Consider the following 18,267-nt stretch of genomic DNA (forward strand, 5'->3'; position numbering starts at 1 on the left):
AATAACAGTCCACAGCGCCAGGGTTTTATTGAACGCGATGCAAGTTGCAAAGGCGTCTACGCAGGTCATCACATCCCAGACAATGCACCCGTCAGAAACGCAAAAGCCCCGAACAAGTCGGGGCTTTTGCGTTTAATCATTGGGTTCACATCGCGTGAGCCCAATGCACTGTCGGTACTGCTTAGAAGCGCTCGATATCAGCTTTGGCTTCCAGTTGCTTGCGGAAAGCAGCGAAGTCTTCCTGACCCGCACGTGAGCCGAGGAAACGGGCGTATGCAGCCTTCTCTTCAGCTGTCAGCGGCTCGGACGGTGAAGCCACGCCGTTGAGGCGAATCACCACATAATCACCGTTATCGAGGCTAACACCAGCGTAGTTAGGCTTGTTCGAGTCGGCAGGTTTAGGCATGCGGAACACAGACTGCACAACAACCGGCTCTACGCCTTCCTGATTACGGGTAGCGGCTTCAACAACTTTCCAGCCGCCCTCACCTGCTTGCTCAACCGGGGTTTTACCTTCAGACATCGCCGCGATCAGTTCATCGCCCTGAGCTTTCGCAGCGTCGGTAGCACGTACATGCGCAAGCTGCACACGGATGCTGTCGGCGACTTGCTCAAGTGTCAGTTGCTGCGACTTCTTGTGCTCTTTCAGGTGCACAACCACAACGGTGTTGGGATCGAGTTCGATCACGCTGCTGTTACGGCCATCTTCCAGAATCTCCGGGCTGAATGCAGCCTGCAGAACCTGACGATTAGCCGTGATGCCTTCGGCACTGCCTTCACGACCGAATGCTTCGGTGGTCTGTACTTTCAAGCCAAGTTCTTCAGCTGGCTGAGCCAGATCAGAGGCTTCAAAAGCCGAGTCTTCAAGTTGCTTGCTGACCTCAACGAAACGGCGCTCGACTTGCTGCGACTTGAGGTCGTGCACGAGCTTGTCTTTGAGGCTGTCGAAGCTTGGGATAGTCGGCGACTGAACACCCAGCAGCTTGATCAGGTGCCAACCGAACTCACTGCGAACCGGTGCAGAGACTTCACCTTCTTTCAAGGCATACAGGGACTTTTCAAACGCAGGGTCGTAAACGCCAGTACCGGCGTAACCCAGCTCGCCACCTTCGTTGGCAGAGCCCGGGTCTTGCGAGACTTCCTTGGCCAGCGCGGCGAAATCTTCACCAGCCTGCAGACGCTTCTGCACGGCTTCGATCTTCGCTTTGGCATCGGCATCGCTGGTGTCGTCGTTCACTTCGACAAGGATATGCGCTGCATTACGCTGCTCGACAAGGTTCGCAATCTCGGCCTGGTAGGCGTCTTGCAGATCCTTGTCATCCAGCTTTACCTGATCGAAGAACGAATCCTTGCTCAGTTCGACGTAGCTCAGAACGACCTGTTCCGGGCTCATGAACTGGCTCTTCTGCGCTTCGTAGTAAGCTTTGACATCGTCATCGCTCAACGTCACGGCAGCATCATCCGCCTTGATCGTCATGGTCGCGAAATCACGCGTCTGACGTTCGATGCGGGCGAATTCAGTCACTTCTGCGTCAGTCACAAAGCTGCTCGCAGCCAGGCCTGCACGCATTTGGCCGATCAGCATTTCCTGCTTGAGCATCTGCCGGAATTGCATGCGGTTGAAGCCCAACTGACGGATAACCTGATCAAAACGGTTGGCGTCAAATTTGCCATCGACGGCAAACTCAGGCGTCTGCAAAATCACCTGATCGAGTGCGGCATCGGAAAAAGAGAAGTTTGCATCCTGAGCGCTTTGCAGCAGCAAAGTGCGCTCAATAAGGCCTTTCAACGCGGCTTCGCGCAGGAGCTTTTCATCCAGCATCGAGGCGTCGAAGTTTTTACCCAGTTGCTGCAATAGCTGGCGACGCTGCATTTCTACAGCCTGACTCAGCTCGTTGCTGGAAATCTTGTCGCCGTTAACATCAGCAGCGTTCTGAGCATTGCTCGTGCCGGTGAAAATGGCATCGATACCGGTCAGCGCCAACAGCGCGACGATGACACCGATAATGGTCTTGGCAATCCAACCTTGTGAATTGTCCCTAATGTTCTGCAGCATGCTTCCCCCAGAACGACTGTACAAAAACAGCAGCCGCGCAGTGTGGGTAATGTCCGGATAGAAGAAAGGCGCATCCTAAGATGCGCCTTCTCGTAACTGGCGGAGCGTTGGCAGCCTTGAGGCCACTGCAGTAACAGATCAGCGCTAACTAACTTTACTGGTCGCTCCGCGTCCTGAGTGGCGAACCACTCAGGAAGGCAAGACGTGAGAAACGCTTAGTTAACAGCGTCTTTCAGAGCCTTACCAGCTTTGAAACCAGGGATCTTAGCAGCAGCGATGCTGATCGGATTACCAGTTTGCGGGTTGCGACCGGTACGTGCAGCACGCTCTTTAACAGCGAAAGTACCGAAGCCAACCAACACTACGGAGTCGCCAGCTTTGAGGGCGCCAGTGACAGATTCAATGACTGCGTCCAGCGCACGGCCAGCCACAGCTTTCGGGATATCAGCAGATGCAGCGATGGCATCGATCAGTTCCGACTTGTTCACTCTAAGTCCCCTTAATTTCTATTGAGTTGTTTCTTGATTTTAGTGTAAGCAAAACGGGTGCTGGGAGGCCAGCAAACATAACTAGAGCCGCTTTATAACAAGGGCTCTAAAATCATGTCAAGAAAGCCTCCAAGTTAATGCGTGCTAATTCGCTCCTTGGAATCAGACTCGCGCTTTTCATCCTTTGCAACTAAGTCAGGAGCCGCTTCAGACAAGGGCTCCGGGGCGTATTGCAGCGCAATTTGCAGGACCTCGTCAATCCATTTAACAGGTTTAATCTGTAAGTCGCGTTTAATATTTTCCGGAATTTCTTTCAAATCGCGAACATTCTCTTCCGGAATAATCACAGTTTTGATTCCACCGCGGTGCGCCGCCAGCAGTTTTTCTTTCAAACCGCCGATAGCCAAAACCTGGCCACGCAGGGTGATTTCACCGGTCATCGCAACGTCTGCACGCACAGGAATGTGAGTGAGCGCCGAAACCAACGCCGTACACATGCCTACGCCAGCGCTAGGGCCGTCTTTAGGCGTTGCCCCTTCCGGCATATGGATATGCACATCGCGCTTCTCATAGAAGTCCTGAGGAATCCCCAGGCTCGCAGCGCGACTGCGCACGACGGTCTGTGCAGCCGTGATCGACTCGACCATGACCTCACCCAATGAACCCGTTTTGATCAACTGACCTTTACCCGGAACCACTGCCGCCTCGATGGTCAGCAATTCGCCGCCGACCTGAGTCCAGGCCAGTCCGGTGACCTGACCAATCTGGTCTTCCTGCTCGGCCAAACCGTAGCGGTGCTTGCGCACACCGAGATAATTTTCGAGGTTTTCAGCCGTAACCACCAACTGGAAACGCTTGACCCGGGAGTTTTCCTTGACTGCTTTGCGGCAAACCTTGGCAATTTGCCGTTCAAGGCTGCGCACACCCGCTTCACGCGTGTAGTAACGAATGATGTCGCGGATCGCTTCCACTTCAAATTCCAGCTCGCCCTTCTTCAGGCCGTTGGCCTGAACTTGCTTAGGCGCCAGGTACTTGATGGCGATATTGATCTTCTCGTCCTCGGTGTAGCCGGGCAAACGGATGACTTCCATACGGTCGAGCAACGGACCCGGAATATTCATCGAGTTGGCGGTACACAGGAACATCACATCGGAAAGGTCGTAGTCGACCTCAAGGTAGTGATCGTTGAAGTTGTGATTCTGCTCGGGGTCGAGCACCTCAAGCAGTGCCGAGGCAGGATCACCGCGCATGTCCTGGCCCATCTTGTCGATTTCATCGAGCAAGAACAGCGGGTTGCGCACGCCTACCTTGGTCATTTTCTGGATCAGTCGACCCGGCATCGAGCCAATGTAGGTACGGCGATGGCCGCGAATCTCGGCCTCGTCACGCACGCCGCCCAACGCCATACGCACAAACTTGCGGTTGGTGGCTTCAGCAATCGACTCGGCCAGCGAGGTTTTACCCACGCCCGGCGGGCCCACCAGACACAGCACAGGGCCTTTGAGCTTCTTCACGCGCTTTTGCACCGCGAGATACTCAAGGATGCGCTCCTTGACCTCTTCAAGACCGTAGTGATCGGCATCGAGAATAGATTCGGCCTTGGCCAGATCCAGACGCACCTTGCTCTGTGCAGTCCACGGCACATTGACCAGGCAATCGATGTAAGAGCGAACGACTGTGGCTTCTGCCGACATCGGCGACATTTGCTTGAGCTTGTTAAGCTCGGTCATCGCTTTGGCATGCGCCTCTTTGCTCATGCCAGCGGTGTCGATGCGCTTTTTCAGCTCATCGAGTTCACTGTGGCCTTCATCGATGTCGCCCAGCTCTTTCTGGATGGCCTTCATCTGCTCATTCAGATAGTACTCACGCTGACTGCGCTCCATCTGCTTTTTGACCCGGCCACGAATGCGCTTCTCGACTTGCAGCAGGTCGATTTCCGCATCCAGCAGTGCCATCACATGTTCGACACGTGCAGCCAGATCAATGATTTCAAGAATTTCTTGTTTCTGTTCGATTTTTAGCGCCATGTGCGCCGCCATGGTATCGACCAGGCGACTTGGCTCATCGATGCTGTTGAGCGAGGACAGCACTTCAGCGGGGACTTTCTTGCCCAGCTGCACATACTGTTCGAACTGGCCCAACAGGCTGCGAACAAATACTTCCGACTCGCGCTCGACAATATCGATCTCGTCCAGCAACTGGACTTCAGCACGATAGTGGTTGTCGGCGTCAATGAAGGTTTCGATTTCGCCGCGCTGCTCACCCTCGACCAACACCTTGACGGTGCCGTCTGGCAGCTTCAGCAGTTGCAATACGGTGGCAACAGTACCGACCCGGTAGAGTCCGTCTTCGCTAGGATCATCATCGGCCGGATTCTTCTGAGCGAGCAGCAGAATTTGCTTCTCGCCCGTCATCGCCGCTTCAAGTGCTTCGATGGATTTCTCACGCCCGACGAACAACGGGATGACCATGTGCGGATAGACCACAACATCGCGCAGCGGGAGGAGAGGCAATTCGATGGTTGTCTTCATGATTTCGACTCTACAGCGACCTTACGGTCCTAAACAGTTTGGGTAACCCTTGGTATTTAAGATGGGGCTAGCCATCGGAAAAAACAAGCGCTACCGCAAGAAAAGCAAAGGGGCCCGCAGGCCCCTTTGCTTTCACGATGTAACAAACACTCAGGCGTCTGGCGCAGCCTTGGCCGGAGCCTCGGTGTTTTCATAGATGTACAGCGGCTGTGAAGTGCCTTCGATGACGCTTTCATCGATGACCACCTTGCTGACATCAGTCTGCGACGGGATCTCGTACATGGTATCAAGCAAGATACCTTCGAGAATCGAACGCAAGCCACGCGCACCGGTCTTGCGATCCAGAGCTTTATGAGCAACCGCCTTGAGTGCATCAGGACGGAACTCGAGATCAACCCCTTCAAGCTCGAACAGTTTGGCGTATTGCTTGGTCAACGCATTCTTCGGCTCGGTCAGGATCTGCACCAGTGCAGCCTCATCAAGCTCATCCAGGGTTGCGATAACCGGCAGACGCCCGACGAACTCAGGAATCAGGCCAAACTTGACCAGATCATCCGGCTCGACGCTACGCAGCGACTCACCGACTTTCTTGCCCAGGTCCTGGCTGCGTACTTCAGCGTTGAAACCGATGCCACCTCTGGTTGAGCGCCCCTGAATGACCTTTTCAAGGCCAGAGAACGCGCCGCCACAGATGAACAGGATGCTGCGGGTATCTACCTGCAAGAACTCCTGCTGCGGATGCTTGCGGCCACCTTGTGGTGGAACCGAGGCAACCGTGCCTTCAATCAGCTTCAGCAATGCTTGCTGCACGCCCTCACCCGATACATCGCGGGTGATTGACGGGTTATCAGACTTGCGCGAAATCTTGTCGATTTCGTCGATGTAGACAATACCCATCTGGGCCTTCTCAACATCGTAATCGCACTTCTGGAGCAATTTCTGAATGATGTTTTCAACATCTTCACCTACGTAACCCGCTTCAGTCAGCGTGGTTGCATCGGCAATGGTAAACGGCACATTGAGCAGACGCGCCAGCGTTTCCGCGAGCAGAGTCTTACCCGAGCCAGTCGGACCGATCAGCAGGATGTTGCTCTTGCCAAGCTCGACTTCTTCTTTCTTCTCGCGCTGGTTAAGGCGCTTGTAGTGGTTATAAACAGCTACCGCCAAAACCTTTTTTGCACGCTCCTGACCGATCACATACTGATCGAGGATTGCGCTGATTTCTTTAGGAGCAGGCAATTTATGCGCACTGCTCTCGGCCTGGGCTTCCTGCACCTCCTCGCGGATGATGTCGTTGCACAGGTCGACGCACTCGTCGCAGATAAAGACCGAGGGGCCGGCAATCAATTTGCGCACTTCATGCTGGCTTTTGCCGCAGAAGGAGCAATAAAGCAACTTGCCGTTGTCCTCGCCGTTGCGGGTGTCAGTCATTCGTTCAATCCAATACCGTAGGCTTGAAATACAAGATGAAGGCAAACGCGGGCTTTTTCAAGCCCACAAGCAGTCAGATAGTCTGACTGCTTGTGTCGCTTGCATCTTAAGCAGGCATATTGCGCTTGGCCATTACCGAGTCGATGAGGCCATATTCAGCCGCGCGCTCAGCACTCATGAAGTTGTCGCGCTCTGTGTCACGCTCGATGGTTTCGAGGCTTTGACCGGTGTGATGAGCCAACAGCGTGTTCAGGCGGTGACGGATCTGCAGGATTTCACGCGCGTGGATGTCGATATCCGACGCCTGGCCCTGAAAACCGCCAAGCGGCTGGTGAATCATCATGCGCGAGTTCGGCAAGCAGTGACGCTTACCTGGCGCGCCACCTGCGAGCAGGAAAGCACCCATGCTGCAAGCCTGACCGATACAGGTAGTCGACACGTCCGGCTTGATGAACTGCATGGTGTCGTAGATCGACATACCTGCTGTTACCGAACCGCCTGGCGAGTTGATGTAAAGGTGGATGTCTTTGTCCGGGTTTTCAGCCTCAAGAAACAACAATTGAGCCGCCACCAGGTTGGCCATGTAGTCTTCGACCGGACCAATCAGGAAAATCACGCGCTCTTTAAGCAGGCGTGAATAGATGTCGTAAGCACGCTCACCGCGGGCCGACTGCTCTACCACCATTGGCACGAGGCCGCCGGCAGCTTGGATATCTGGCATTTGCTGCATGAAAGGATTGCGCGACATGCTTTCACTCGCTCCCTAAATAGTCATATCTCAAATACGCATAAGCCAGCACGAAGGCTGGCTTATGGTGTGTTCGAACGAGGCGCTTGATCAGTCGGCTTTTGCAGCTTCAGCCGGCTTCACTGCTTCATCGTAAGAGACCGATTTATCGGTCACATTAGCCTTCTGCAAAACAGTATCTACAACTTGCTCTTCGAGCACAACAGAGCGAACTTCGTTCATCTGCTGATCGTTCTTGTAGTACCAGGCAATAACCTGCTCAGGCTCTTGGTAGGCCGAAGCCATTTCTTTGATCATTTCAGCAACGCGGTCAGCATCCGGCTTCAGCTCGAACTGCTTGACCACTTCAGCAACGATCAGGCCCAGTACAACGCGACGCTTGGCTTGTTCTTCGAACAGCTCAGCTGGCAGTTGGTCTGGCTTGATGTTACCGCCAAACTGCTGAACAGCCTGCACGCGCAGACGATCAACTTCGCTCGACAGCAGCGCCTTAGGCACTTCGATCGGGTTGGCAGCCAAAAGACCGTCCATTACCTGATTCTTGACCTTGGATTTGATTGCCTGACGCAGTTCACGCTCCATGTTCTTGCGAACTTCGGTGCGGAAACCTTCCAGACCTGTTTCCTTGATACCGAACAGAGCAAAGAACTCTTCGTTCAGCTCTGGCAGCTCAGGAGCAGAGACACTGTTTACAGTCACAGTGAACTCGGCAGTCTTACCGGCCAGATCAAGGTTTTGGTAGTCTTCCGGGAAAGTCGGGTTAATGACTTTCTCTTCGCCAGCCTTAGCGCCGACCAGTGCATCTTCAAAGCCTGGGATCATGCGGCCAGAGCCGAGAACCAGTTGAGTGCCTTTGGCAGCGCCACCGGCAAACTCTTCACCATCGATCTTGCCGACGAAGTCGATGTTCAGCTGGTCGCCATTTTCAGCGGCACGCTCAACAGCTTCAAAGCGAGTGTTCTGCTTGCGCAGGACTTCGAGCATGTTGTCGAGGTCAGCTTCAGCCACTTCAGCCTGCAGACGCTCAACAGCGATAGTCTCAAGACCTTGCACTTCGAATTCTGGGAAAACTTCGAATGTTGCAACGTATTCCAGGCCCTGGCCTTTTTCAAAGCTCTTAGGCTCTACAGAAGGCGAACCAGCTGGGTTCAACTTCTGCTCAACTACGGCTTCATAGAAGGTAGCTTGAATCAATTCACCCAACGCCTCTTGGCGTGCGGCGTCTTCATAGCGCTGACGGATCACGCTCATCGGCACTTTGCCAGGGCGGAAGCCCGGGACTTTTGCACGACGGGCAGTCTGTTGCAGACGCTTGTTGACTTCAGTCTCGATGCGCTCGACGGGAACGCCGACGGTCATACGGCGCTCAAGAGCGGAAGTGCTTTCAACAGAAACTTGCATGGATATTCCTCGTTGCACAGACATAAGCCGGCCGTTTACCGGCCCCAGATCAAGGGCATGCATTCTAGAGGGTCAAGTAGAAGAAGTCACCCTAGATGCAGGCGGCAATCGGGAGGGAGCTAAAAGATGGTGAAAATGCAGAGACTCAAGCTCATGCAAAGATCACCCATTTACTGCAGCCCACGTTCATCAGCAGGCTACAGGGTCATTAATCAGCGTGTTGATATTCCCAGAGTGCGCCTGAGTATTGCCGGAGGCAGCTACAAAGACACAGCCGATAGCCACTATACACGCATTAAGGCATTAACTGGTGGAAAAGGCCTGCACACCTATCCGAAATTTGAACAGCGACACCCTCTATAAATCAAACAGTTACCAGCCAGAACCGGGTTATAACCCGAACAATGATGGCGACGCGATCTGCAGGGCGCGAATGCTCAACTCAGGGAGACAACCCCCACACGAAACCGCAACCGGATCTGGATTTGCGCAAACACCGGAAGCGCTAAAACACAAACCCCAGAAACGACAAAAGGCAGCCCTTTCGGAACTGCCTTTTGTACTACTGTGACCGAAGCGATGCTTGATAACAGCAGCTTAGATGGTGCGGACGGAGAGACTCGAACTCTCACAGCTTGCGCCGCTGGAACCTAAATCCAGTGTGTCTACCAATTTCACCACGTCCGCGTGGTCTAACCTTTGAAACAAAAGCGCCGGGCTTTTTAAGACCCAGCGCTCTTTTCGAATATGGGGTGGACGATGGGGATCGAACCCACGACACCAGGAGTCACAATCCTGTGCTCTACCAACTGAGCTACGCCCACCATATTGCGTTTACATCTACATCTGCTGCGCCTAGCTGCCTAATGGCACGCCCGGCAGGACTCGAACCTGCGACCATCCGCTTAGAAGGCGGATGCTCTATCCAGCTGAGCTACGGGCGCTTATCAATCTGCAAGCAGACTTTAAGTCTTTCGGCATCTGCAGTCACAGCCTATCACTAGGAGATTCTGCGTTTGCCGTCTTATCCAGCAACTGGCTGTGTTCGACAGCGGGGCGAATATTAATGAGTGTTCTCGTACCCGTCAACACTAAAATCGAAAAAAATCAGTTAGATAAAGGAGTTACATGAAAATAGTAGGCTCGCGCCTTTGCCCGACACCTTCTACATGCGAGAATACACACCCTTTTCCATCCCCCCTCAATGGTTAACCAAGCGCAATGACTGCACAACTGATTGACGGCAAAGCGATCGCCGCCAGCCTACGCCAGCAGATAGCCCACCGTGTCGCCGAGCGCCGCGAGCAGGGTCTTCGTGCACCAGGCCTGGCAGTAATCTTGGTCGGTAGCGATCCGGCCTCTCAGGTTTATGTCTCACACAAGCGCAAGGACTGTGAAGAAGTCGGCTTTGTATCCCAGGCTTATGACCTTCCAGCTAGCACCAGCCAGCAAGACCTTGCCGACTTGATCGACCGTCTTAATGACGAAGCGAGCATCGACGGCATTCTGGTGCAATTGCCGCTGCCGGATCACCTCGACTCATCATTGATCCTCGAGCGTATCCGCCCAGACAAAGATGTCGACGGCTTCCACCCGTACAACATTGGCCGTCTGGCTCAACGCATGCCGTTGCTGCGCCCTTGCACACCGAAAGGCATCATGACCCTGCTGCACAGCACAGGCGTGGATCTTTATGGTTTGCACGCGGTGGTTGTCGGCGCCTCCAATATCGTCGGTCGTCCGATGGCGATGGAATTGCTTCTGGCAGGCTGCACCGTGACCATCACTCACCGCTTCACCAAAGATCTGGCTCGCCACGTCAGCGATGCAGATCTGGTCGTGGTAGCCGCCGGCAAGCCGGGCCTGGTTATGGGTGAATGGATCAAGCCGGGCGCGATCGTCATTGATGTCGGTATCAACCGCCAGGAAGACGGCAAGCTGATTGGCGACGTGGTGTACGAAACCGCCCTGCCCCGCGCTGGCTGGATTACCCCGGTTCCAGGCGGCGTTGGCCCCATGACGCGCGCCAGCCTGCTGGAAAACACCTTGCACGCTGCTGAGCATCTGCACGACTGATTAGCTTGGCGCGTACAGCAAAACGCCCCGACTGCTTGCAGTTCGGGGCGTTTTTGTTTCAACAGCGCGATAGCAGAACCTACTGACGCACCAGACGGCGATTATCCGGCGCAATAGGCGAGGTGCTGCGATACGGATTGATATCCAGCCCGCCACGGCGCACATAGCGCGCATAGACGATGAGTGATTCTGGCTTGAGCAAACGCTGCAGATCCAGAAAGATGCGCTCGACGCACTGCTCATGAAAATCAGCATGCTGACGGAAGCTCACCAGGTAAGCCAGCAAACCGGCCTGATCAATGGCCGGGCCGCGGTATTCGATCACCACCGTGCCCCAATCCGGCTGACCGGTTACCGGGCAATTGGATTTGAGCAGGTTGCTGTATACAGTCTCACTCACCACCCGCTGCGCGTCACAAGCCAGCAATTCCGGACGCGGCTGCGCATAATTGCTTATCGCAACGTCCAACTCGTCAATGCAAGTGCCAGGCAACTGCGCGACGCCTTCGGATGCAACCTCATTCAGGCTGCGCACGCGCACGGCCACCGGCTTGCCCGCAGCAGCAGACAAATCCTTGACCATAACCGCCGCCACAGCGTCGGCATCGGCGAATACGGATTGGTTGAGTGAGTTCAGGTACAGCTTGAACGACTTCGATTCGATGATATTGGGCGAGTCTGCGGGAATCGCGAACTCGGCCATCGCCACGACCGGCTTGCCGCTCGGCAGCAACCACGACAACTCAAAGCAGTTCCAGTAATCCACGCCCTGATAGGGCAACGTCTCAGCCGTCAGCCCCAACTCGGCCCATTTCGGCGCACGCGGTATCGGAAACAACAGCTGCGGCGAATAAGTGGCAATGTATTCACTGGACTTGCCCAGCGGCGAATTTTCAGCAGAGTGATGCATGACGGCAACCCAATCAGAACGCTACGTTAAAAGACTCAAGCCAGCTCAGCGACAATATCTGCCAACGCCTGTGCGGGTGACGCCGCCTTGCTGATCGGGCGACCGATAACCAGATAGTCGGAGCCAACCTGCAGCGCCTGCTTTGGCGTGAGAATCCGCCGCTGGTCGTCCAGCGCACTGCCTGCCGGGCGAATACCCGGGGTAACCAACTGCAATTGCGGATGAGCGATTTTCAGGGCTTGCGCCTCTTGCGCAGAGCAGACCAAACCATCGAGCCCCGACTGCGCCGCCAAACCGGCCAAACGCAGAACCTGCTCCTGCGGCTCAACATCCAGGCCAATGCCTGCAAGATCCTCGCGTTCCATGCTGGTCAGCACGGTCACGCCGATCAGCAGTGGCTTCGGACCATTCAGTGATTCAAGGGTTTCGCGGCATGCTGTCATCATGCGCTGGCCGCCGGAGCAGTGCACATTGACCATCCACACGCCCATTTCAGCCGCTGCCTTGACCGCCATCGCCGTGGTATTGGGGATGTCGTGAAACTTCAGGTCAAGGAACACCTCGAAACCTTTTGCGCTCAATGCCGCGACGATATCTGGCCCGCAACGGGTGAATAACTCTTTACCAACCTTGACCCGGCACAGAGCAGGATCAAGCTGATCGGCAAGTGCCAGGGCAGCATCACGAGTCGGGAAATCCAGGGCAACGATAATCGGCGTCTGGCAAGCAGGCATGGGCGTTCTCTCGGGTCAGTCAATTTCGCCGCGCATTGTAGCGTAAGGCGCTGCGCCTTGCTGACCCGCTAATCAACATTCAACATTTGCACGCGCCGGGCGAGATCTGACGGACAATTGATCTGCACACGCTGCAGCCCGAGCCAGTCGCACATTACCAGCAAGTTTTGCTGCATAGCCCGCAGCGCCTCCTCATCCAGCCCATGCACCTCAGTGTGCAGCGCATGCACAGCCAGAACCCCTGCCGCCCGCTCAGCCCGCAGATCCACCCGTGCCACAAGCTGTTCATTGTGCAGAAACGGCAGCACGTAATAGCCATGCACACGCTTGTGTTGCGGTGTATAAATTTCCAACCGATAGCGAAAATCAAATAGCCGCTCGGTACGCGGTCGCGCCCAGATCAACGAGTCAAACGGGGACAACAACGCACTGCGCTGCACCTTGCGCGGGATGCTGATTTGCGTCGGCGCATAAGCGGTCTGCGTCCAACCCTCAACACTCATCCGCTGCAGCGCACCCTCCTCCAACAGCTCGGCAAGGCGCGTTTTGCTGTCGACAGCATCGAGGCGGAAGTAATCGCGCAGGTCCGCCTCGGTTGCCACGCCTAATGCCTGCGCTGTAATCATCAGCAATTGGCGCTGCGATTCAGCCTCATCCGGCACAGGCTGCTCCAGCACGGACTTGGGCAGGACGCGCTGCGGCAGATCGTACAGGCGCTCAAAGCCTTTACGCTGCGCAACCGTTACCTCACCGGCGGCAAACAACCATTCAAGTGCATGCTTTTCTGCACTCCAGCCCCACCAGCCGCCAGCTCCTTTACCGCCCGAAGCCAAACTGCCCGCCCCTAAAGCGCCACGCTCATGCACCTATTGCAGCACCTGCTTGATCAACGGCTGTTGCTCGCGACCGAAAGCGGCCAACTGTTTATAAATCCCCGTTCCGGCTCGGGCACGCTGCATGCGCCAGACCATCAGCGGATAACGCTCAAGCGGCATTAACGAGGCTTCGTGCCCCCAGCACTCGAAAAGACTGCGTTTAGGCCCCCACGCCTCGCGCTCAAGCAGTACTTGCGGGTAAACACCTAATCGCGAGAACAGCGGCAAATAGTGCGAACGCACTAGCGCATTCACCGAATCGATTTGCACCACAGCCAATCGCTGCAAGGCAGACCGAATCTGCGTCGCCTTCGGCGCCTGCACGCGCTCAGTTACGCGCCCGTGAAACCCTTGCGCCGCCAATGCCAGGCGGCGCGCCTGCTTGAGAGAAAGTGACTGCTCGCTGCGCATTAACCAGCCTCCTTGTGGGATTTCTCCATGATGCCGAGAAACCCTCTCAGGCGCAGCAAGCAATCAACCTTCACTCATTTACTCAAAGGATCATCCCAGAACGGCCGCCGGGTTTCTTGCATGATATCGGCCCGGCTCAAGCCAATATCCTTGAGTGCGGCATCACTCAATGCAGACAGACGCCGACGCTGGCTCGATAGCTGCCGCCACCGCAGAAGCCGCGCAAAGACGGCTCGCAAAGCTGAAAACAGACCGACAGACGCATGAGCCGGCACACTGACAATCGCATAACCTTTTTGACCTTTCATCTCATCGCCCTCCTGTGGGGTTGGCGACAGTTTCACTCCGGGCTTATGATCAATCTAACGAATGTTTCTTATGTCTTACATCTCTGAGATTGATCAATGGCCAACTACCCCAGCATCGACAGCGAGCTGCTGCGCACCTTCGTCGCCATCGCCGATCACGGCGGATTTACGCGCGCAGCCGATGCCGTGAACCGCACGCAGTCGGCTGTCAGCATGCAGATGAAGCGCCTCGAAGAAGATGTCGTGCAGCGCGCGTTGTTTGAGCGCGACGGCCGGCAGGTCAAGCTGACCGCAGAAGGCCAAGTGCTGCTGGGCTATGCGCGGCGCATTCTCAAGCTGCACGGTGAAGTCATGAACACATTGCGCGAGCCGCACATGGTCGGTTCCGTGCGAATCGGTACACCGGATGATTATGTGATGCGCTTTATGCCGGGGATTCTGTCGCGCTTTGCCCAGGAGTTCCCGCTGGTTCAGGTAGAGCTGCATTGCGAGCCCTCCTTTCAGCTTCTGCAACGCCACGACCTCGACCTGACCATTGTCACCCGCGAGCCAGGCACCGAGATTGGCCAATTACTCCGCCAGGAGCGCATTGTCTGGGCCGAGGCTCAGGGCTTCAGCCCGCATGAGCAGGAGCCGCTGCCGTTAGCCATGTTCAATTCGCAATGCTTTTGCCGGTCCTGGGCCTGTAATGCACTGGACGCAATCGGTCGCGAATACCGGCTGGCTTATACCAGCCCCAGCCTGTCGGCAATCATGGCCGTCGTCAGCGCGGGGCTTGCGGTAACCGCGCAACTGCAAAGCCTGATTACGCCCGATATGCGCATTATCGGCGAAGCAGAAGGTTTACCGCCGATGCCATCAGCCAGCATCGTCCTGCTGCGCAATGAGCAAAGCCAGTCTCCGGTGACCGAAGCACTGGCCGAACAGATTGTTGAAGGTTTCAGACTTTAAGCCACAGCGAAGCCGCGCAAACCAACAGAAAACCCGCGAACAAGCCGCGCAGAACCTGCTCTGGCAACGCATGGGCAAGCTTCACGCCCCAACTGATGCTGAGCAGACCGCCGATTGCTAACGGCAAACCAAGCGCCCAGTCCACATGATCATGCAACGCATAGGTGACCAGCGTCACCCCGGTGCTCGGAGCTGCCAGCGCCAGCGAGAGGCCCTGCGCGATTACCTGTGTAGTGCCGAAAATACTGGTCAGCACTGGCGTTGCCAGCACCGCACCACCCACACCAAACAGGCCGCCGAGCAATCCCGCACCACCTCCGAGTGCAGCCAGCCAAGGCCACGGATAGCGCAACTCGGTGCCGCCAGCAGGTGGGCGAAAATAGATCCGCGCCAAGTTGTAGAGGGCCAAGGCAATCAGAAATCCGACGAATGCCAAACGCATGCGCCCGGCATCGAGGCCGACCGCCCAATTCGCGCCCATCAATGCAAAAATGAAGCTGCTTATGGCCAGCGCCAGCGCATGGCGAATATCAATCCGGTTGCGCTGGTGATAACGCCACAGCGCCAACAGCACATTAGGCACAACCATGACCAGCGCAGTGCCCTGAGCCATCTGCTGATCGAGACCGAACAACACCCCCATCGCCGGGATTGCAATCAGACCACCGCCGATGCCGAACAAGCCGCCGAGAGAGCCAAGTGCAGCGCCTAATAACAGGTTTAGAACAAAATCGATCACACAGGCCTCAGGGTCAAAAGAGCTAACACGTAAAAATGCCGCTTACTCAAGCAGCAGGTGGCGCCAGATTAACGGCTCGCGACTATCCCGGAAACGCACAACAGCGCACAATGGCTATGCGCACCATGCAAAAGCAGGACAACCATGAATCCGGATGCACTCAACACTCAACTCAGCCTTTTTCTCGATGTGCTCGACACCGGCAGTTTTTCGGCCGCCGCCAGACGTCACCCGTTAACACCGTCAGCCGTGGCCCGGCGCATGGATTCGCTTGAGCGTTCGCTTGGCACGGTATTGTTTAACCGAACCACCCATTCCGTGCGCGTCACACCCGCCGGCCAAGCTTTTGCCGAGCGCGCCAGACGCATTCTGGGCGAGCTGAATCTGGCCCGCGCCGAAGCGGTATCGCTGACAACCCAGCCAGAGGGATTGATCCGCATTGATGCGCCCTCACCCTTCGGCCGCCGGCATCTGGCGCCGGCCATCGCCGACTTTCTCAAAGCCTATCCGGGCCTTGATGTGCAGTTACGCCTGATCGACAGTTTTGTTGATTTGCAGGGCGAGCATCTGGGCGAAGTTGATTTGGTGTTGCGCATCGGCCCAATGGCCGACACTCGCCTGGTGGCGACGCCGCTCTCACCGCTGGTACGCGTTGCTTGCGCCAGCCCCGAGTATCTGGCGCAACACGGCACACCGCAGTCCCCTTCGGAGTTGACCGAGCATCACGGACTCGATTGGAGCAGCCTCGCCCCGCCGCACGCGTGGCGATTTGAAGACTCAGGGAAAACCAGCGTGTACCGCCCCAAACGCCTGCGCATGACCGCCAATAACGCCGAAGCCCTGCTCTTCAGCGCTATAGGCGGCCTTGGCATCGCCCACCTGCCGACATGGTTGATTCACGAACCTCTGTTGCGCGGTGAACTACAGGCGTTGTTTTGCCAAAACGGCCTGCCGCCCGCCGAACCCAGCGGTATCTACGCCTTGCGCCTGGACCGCGAAAGCACCTCACGCAGCCGCTTGCTACTGGAGTTTCTCAAACAACGCTTCGCCCCCGTAGCGCCATGGGACCTTTCCCTGCAAAGCCTGTTCGCCGCGGGTTAAATACCGCCGCAAAAGCCATACACAAAGCTCCCCAAGCCCAACGATCGCCATGACGGATTAACCTGCGGTTTATCCATCCTCCACATCCCGATCACAGACAACACCAACCCGAAGGATGGATAGCCCCGTCGGGGCAATCCGTCATAGCAATGTGTGCAACGCCGCACCTCCCGCGCGTGGCATTTCATAACCCGGCAAATCGCCAAAACCAAGCACAAACCCCATCACACCCAAAGATCGCCATGACGGATTAACCGGCGGTTTATCCATCCTCCCCCCGATCTCGGGGAACACCAACCCGGAGGATGGATAGCCCCTTCGGGGCAATCCGTCATAGCAATGTGTGCAACGCCACATCTCCCGCGCGTGGCATTTCATAATCCGGCAAATCGCCAAAAACGAACGCAAAAACCCACCACACCCAGAGATCGCCATGACGGATTAACCGGCGGTTTATCCATCCTCCCCCATCTCGGGAAATACCAAAACCGGAGGATGGATAGCCCCTTCGGGGCAATCCGTCATAGCAATGTGTGCAACGCCGCACCTCCCGCGCGTGGCATTTCATAACCCGGCAAATCGCCAAAACCAAGCACAAACCCCATCACACCCAAAGATCGCCATGACGGATTAACCTGCGGTTTATCCATCCTCCACCCTAATCTCGGGGAATACCAAAACCGGAGGATGGATAGCCCCTCGGGGCAATCCGTCATAGCAATGTGTGCAACGCCGCATCTCCCGCGCGTGGCATTTCATCATCCGGCAAACTGCCAAAACCGAACGCAAAAACCCGTCACGCCCAAACCTCGTCGCCCCTACGACCGAAGCCAAATTGCAGCCGAAAAAAAGCCCGGCGCAGTGGCCGGGCTCTTTTGATCGCTGGTTAAAGCAGGTCTTAGACCGGTGCTTTAGCGCGCGACTTGTACTCGCCAGTGCGGGTATCGATTTCGATCCAGTCGTCGATTTCGCAGAAATCAGCAACCTTAACTTCGGTACCGTTGCTCAGCTTGGCAGGCTTCATCACCTTGCCAGACGTGTCGCCACGTGCAGAACCTTCGGTGTAAGCGATCTGACGAACGATGGTAGTCGGCAGGTCAACAGAAACAACTTTGCCTTCGAAGAATACGGCTTCGCAAACGTCGGTCATGCCGTCAACGATGAAAGGCATAACGCTTTCCAGGTCGTCTTTGTTCAACTCGTACTGGTTGAACTCTTCGTCCATGAAAACGTAGTTCGGCTCGCTGTAGTACGAGTAGGTTACGTCTACGCGATCGAGGATAACCGGCTCAAGCTTGTCGTCAGCCTTGTATACGGTTTCAGTCGAGGAACCGGTCAACAGGTTGCGCAGCTTCATTTTAACGATGGCACTGTTACGACCGGACTTGGTGAACTCGGCCTTTTGGATAAGCCAAGGTTGGCCGTCGATCAGAGCCACACTGTTGGGCTTCATTTCTTGTGCGGTTTTCATACTAATATCCGGATTTGAATGGAGTTACAGAATTCT

Annotated in this window: 14 protein-coding genes, 3 tRNA genes and 1 pseudogene; 3 read left to right on the forward strand and 15 right to left on the reverse strand. The window is 55.8% G+C overall.

What is annotated here, in order from left to right; translation table 11 throughout:
- Positions 1-181: 181 nt before the first annotated feature.
- The 9 genes from FEZ62_RS15795 to FEZ62_RS15835 form a co-directional block, all read right to left on the reverse strand.
- Positions 182-2,056 carry a SurA N-terminal domain-containing protein gene (locus tag FEZ62_RS15795; protein WP_172928833.1) on the reverse strand — a complete coding sequence of 625 codons (1,875 nt, stop codon included), beginning with the start codon at positions 2,054-2,056 and terminating at the stop codon, positions 182-184.
- Positions 2,057-2,271: 215 nt separating this feature from the next.
- Entirely contained in the window at positions 2,272-2,544 is a 273-nt protein-coding gene (hupB, locus tag FEZ62_RS15800) for a nucleoid-associated protein HU-beta (protein WP_010490206.1), read from the reverse strand.
- A gap of 134 nt (positions 2,545-2,678) precedes the next feature.
- Positions 2,679-5,075 (reverse strand): endopeptidase La, encoded by a 2,397-nt coding sequence (gene lon / locus FEZ62_RS15805; RefSeq protein ID WP_069898587.1) that lies wholly within the window; start codon positions 5,073-5,075, stop codon positions 2,679-2,681.
- 150 nt (positions 5,076-5,225) lie between these two features.
- Positions 5,226-6,506 (reverse strand): ATP-dependent Clp protease ATP-binding subunit ClpX, encoded by a 1,281-nt coding sequence (clpX, locus tag FEZ62_RS15810; protein ID WP_069898588.1) that lies wholly within the window; start codon positions 6,504-6,506, stop codon positions 5,226-5,228.
- Between the two features lie 106 nt (positions 6,507-6,612).
- Entirely contained in the window at positions 6,613-7,254 is a 642-nt protein-coding gene (gene clpP, locus FEZ62_RS15815; protein WP_069898589.1) for an ATP-dependent Clp endopeptidase proteolytic subunit ClpP, read from the reverse strand.
- Positions 7,255-7,344: 90 nt separating this feature from the next.
- Positions 7,345-8,655 (reverse strand): trigger factor, encoded by a 1,311-nt coding sequence (gene tig / locus FEZ62_RS15820; RefSeq protein WP_069898590.1) that lies wholly within the window; start codon positions 8,653-8,655, stop codon positions 7,345-7,347.
- A 602-nt stretch (positions 8,656-9,257) separates the two neighbouring features.
- Positions 9,258-9,342 (reverse strand) — tRNA-Leu (locus FEZ62_RS15825).
- 61 nt (positions 9,343-9,403) lie between these two features.
- Positions 9,404-9,479, reverse strand: a tRNA-His gene (locus FEZ62_RS15830).
- Positions 9,480-9,522: 43 nt separating this feature from the next.
- Positions 9,523-9,599 (reverse strand) — tRNA-Arg (locus FEZ62_RS15835).
- Between the two features lie 277 nt (positions 9,600-9,876).
- On the opposite strand from FEZ62_RS15835, the gene folD reads away from it, so the two are divergent.
- A complete protein-coding gene (folD, locus tag FEZ62_RS15840; protein WP_069898591.1) occupies positions 9,877-10,731 on the forward strand; it encodes a bifunctional methylenetetrahydrofolate dehydrogenase/methenyltetrahydrofolate cyclohydrolase FolD in 855 nt (284 codons plus the stop codon).
- A 79-nt stretch (positions 10,732-10,810) separates the two neighbouring features.
- Here the strand turns inward: folD and queF are convergent, their stop codons facing one another.
- The 4 genes and pseudogenes from queF to FEZ62_RS15860 form a co-directional block, all read right to left on the reverse strand.
- The gene (gene queF, locus FEZ62_RS15845) at positions 10,811-11,641 is read right to left on the reverse strand and encodes an NADPH-dependent 7-cyano-7-deazaguanine reductase QueF (protein WP_172928835.1); all 831 of its coding nucleotides are present in this window, start codon (positions 11,639-11,641) and stop codon (positions 10,811-10,813) included.
- 35 nt (positions 11,642-11,676) lie between these two features.
- Positions 11,677-12,375 carry an orotidine-5'-phosphate decarboxylase gene (pyrF, locus tag FEZ62_RS15850; RefSeq protein ID WP_172928837.1) on the reverse strand — a complete coding sequence of 233 codons (699 nt, stop codon included), beginning with the start codon at positions 12,373-12,375 and terminating at the stop codon, positions 11,677-11,679.
- 68 nt (positions 12,376-12,443) lie between these two features.
- A pseudogene (locus FEZ62_RS15855) lies at positions 12,444-13,661 on the reverse strand (crosslink repair DNA glycosylase YcaQ family protein).
- A gap of 74 nt (positions 13,662-13,735) precedes the next feature.
- Positions 13,736-13,969, reverse strand: a complete 234-nt coding sequence (locus FEZ62_RS15860; RefSeq protein WP_172928839.1) for a DUF1127 domain-containing protein — start codon at positions 13,967-13,969, stop codon at positions 13,736-13,738.
- A 96-nt stretch (positions 13,970-14,065) separates the two neighbouring features.
- On the opposite strand from FEZ62_RS15860, the gene FEZ62_RS15865 reads away from it, so the two are divergent.
- The gene (locus FEZ62_RS15865) at positions 14,066-14,920 is read left to right on the forward strand and encodes a LysR substrate-binding domain-containing protein (protein ID WP_069898596.1); all 855 of its coding nucleotides are present in this window, start codon (positions 14,066-14,068) and stop codon (positions 14,918-14,920) included.
- Here the strand turns inward: FEZ62_RS15865 and FEZ62_RS15870 are convergent.
- Positions 14,910-15,659, reverse strand: a complete 750-nt coding sequence (locus FEZ62_RS15870; protein WP_172928841.1) for a TSUP family transporter — start codon at positions 15,657-15,659, stop codon at positions 14,910-14,912. The two genes, FEZ62_RS15865 and FEZ62_RS15870, sit on opposite strands and share 11 nt — an antisense overlap.
- Positions 15,660-15,803: 144 nt before the next feature.
- Between FEZ62_RS15870 and FEZ62_RS15875 the strand changes: the two genes are divergently transcribed.
- A complete protein-coding gene (locus FEZ62_RS15875; RefSeq protein ID WP_172928843.1) occupies positions 15,804-16,760 on the forward strand; it encodes a LysR family transcriptional regulator in 957 nt (318 codons plus the stop codon).
- Positions 16,761-17,658: 898 nt separating this feature from the next.
- On the opposite strand, the gene efp is transcribed toward FEZ62_RS15875, so the two are convergent.
- Complete coding sequence (gene efp, locus FEZ62_RS15880) at positions 17,659-18,231, reverse strand: elongation factor P (RefSeq protein ID WP_069898600.1); 573 nt, start codon at positions 18,229-18,231, stop codon at positions 17,659-17,661.
- Positions 18,232-18,267 lie beyond the last annotated feature (36 nt).

The sequence above is a fragment of the Pseudomonas sp. MS19 genome, assembly GCF_013277615.1.
In the GTDB taxonomy this organism is placed as follows: Bacteria; Pseudomonadota; Gammaproteobacteria; order Pseudomonadales; family Pseudomonadaceae; genus Aquipseudomonas; species Aquipseudomonas marincola.

Coding starts and splice junctions, on each gene's coding strand:
- folD (WP_069898591.1), top strand. CDS start 9,877: ATGACTGCACAACTGATTGACGGCAAAGCGATCGCCGCCAGCCTACGC.
- pyrF (WP_172928837.1), bottom strand. CDS start 12,375: ATGCCTGCTTGCCAGACGCCGATTATCGTTGCCCTGGATTTCCCGACT.
- FEZ62_RS15875 (WP_172928843.1), top strand. CDS start 15,804: ATGAATCCGGATGCACTCAACACTCAACTCAGCCTTTTTCTCGATGTG.
- FEZ62_RS15865 (WP_069898596.1), top strand. CDS start 14,066: ATGGCCAACTACCCCAGCATCGACAGCGAGCTGCTGCGCACCTTCGTC.
- FEZ62_RS15795 (WP_172928833.1), bottom strand. CDS start 2,056: ATGCTGCAGAACATTAGGGACAATTCACAAGGTTGGATTGCCAAGACC.
- tig (WP_069898590.1), bottom strand. CDS start 8,655: ATGCAAGTTTCTGTTGAAAGCACTTCCGCTCTTGAGCGCCGTATGACC.
- queF (WP_172928835.1), bottom strand. CDS start 11,641: ATGCATCACTCTGCTGAAAATTCGCCGCTGGGCAAGTCCAGTGAATAC.
- clpP (WP_069898589.1), bottom strand. CDS start 7,254: ATGTCGCGCAATCCTTTCATGCAGCAAATGCCAGATATCCAAGCTGCC.
- FEZ62_RS15860 (WP_172928839.1), bottom strand. CDS start 13,969: ATGAAAGGTCAAAAAGGTTATGCGATTGTCAGTGTGCCGGCTCATGCG.
- lon (WP_069898587.1), bottom strand. CDS start 5,075: ATGAAGACAACCATCGAATTGCCTCTCCTCCCGCTGCGCGATGTTGTG.
- efp (WP_069898600.1), bottom strand. CDS start 18,231: ATGAAAACCGCACAAGAAATGAAGCCCAACAGTGTGGCTCTGATCGAC.
- clpX (WP_069898588.1), bottom strand. CDS start 6,506: ATGACTGACACCCGCAACGGCGAGGACAACGGCAAGTTGCTTTATTGC.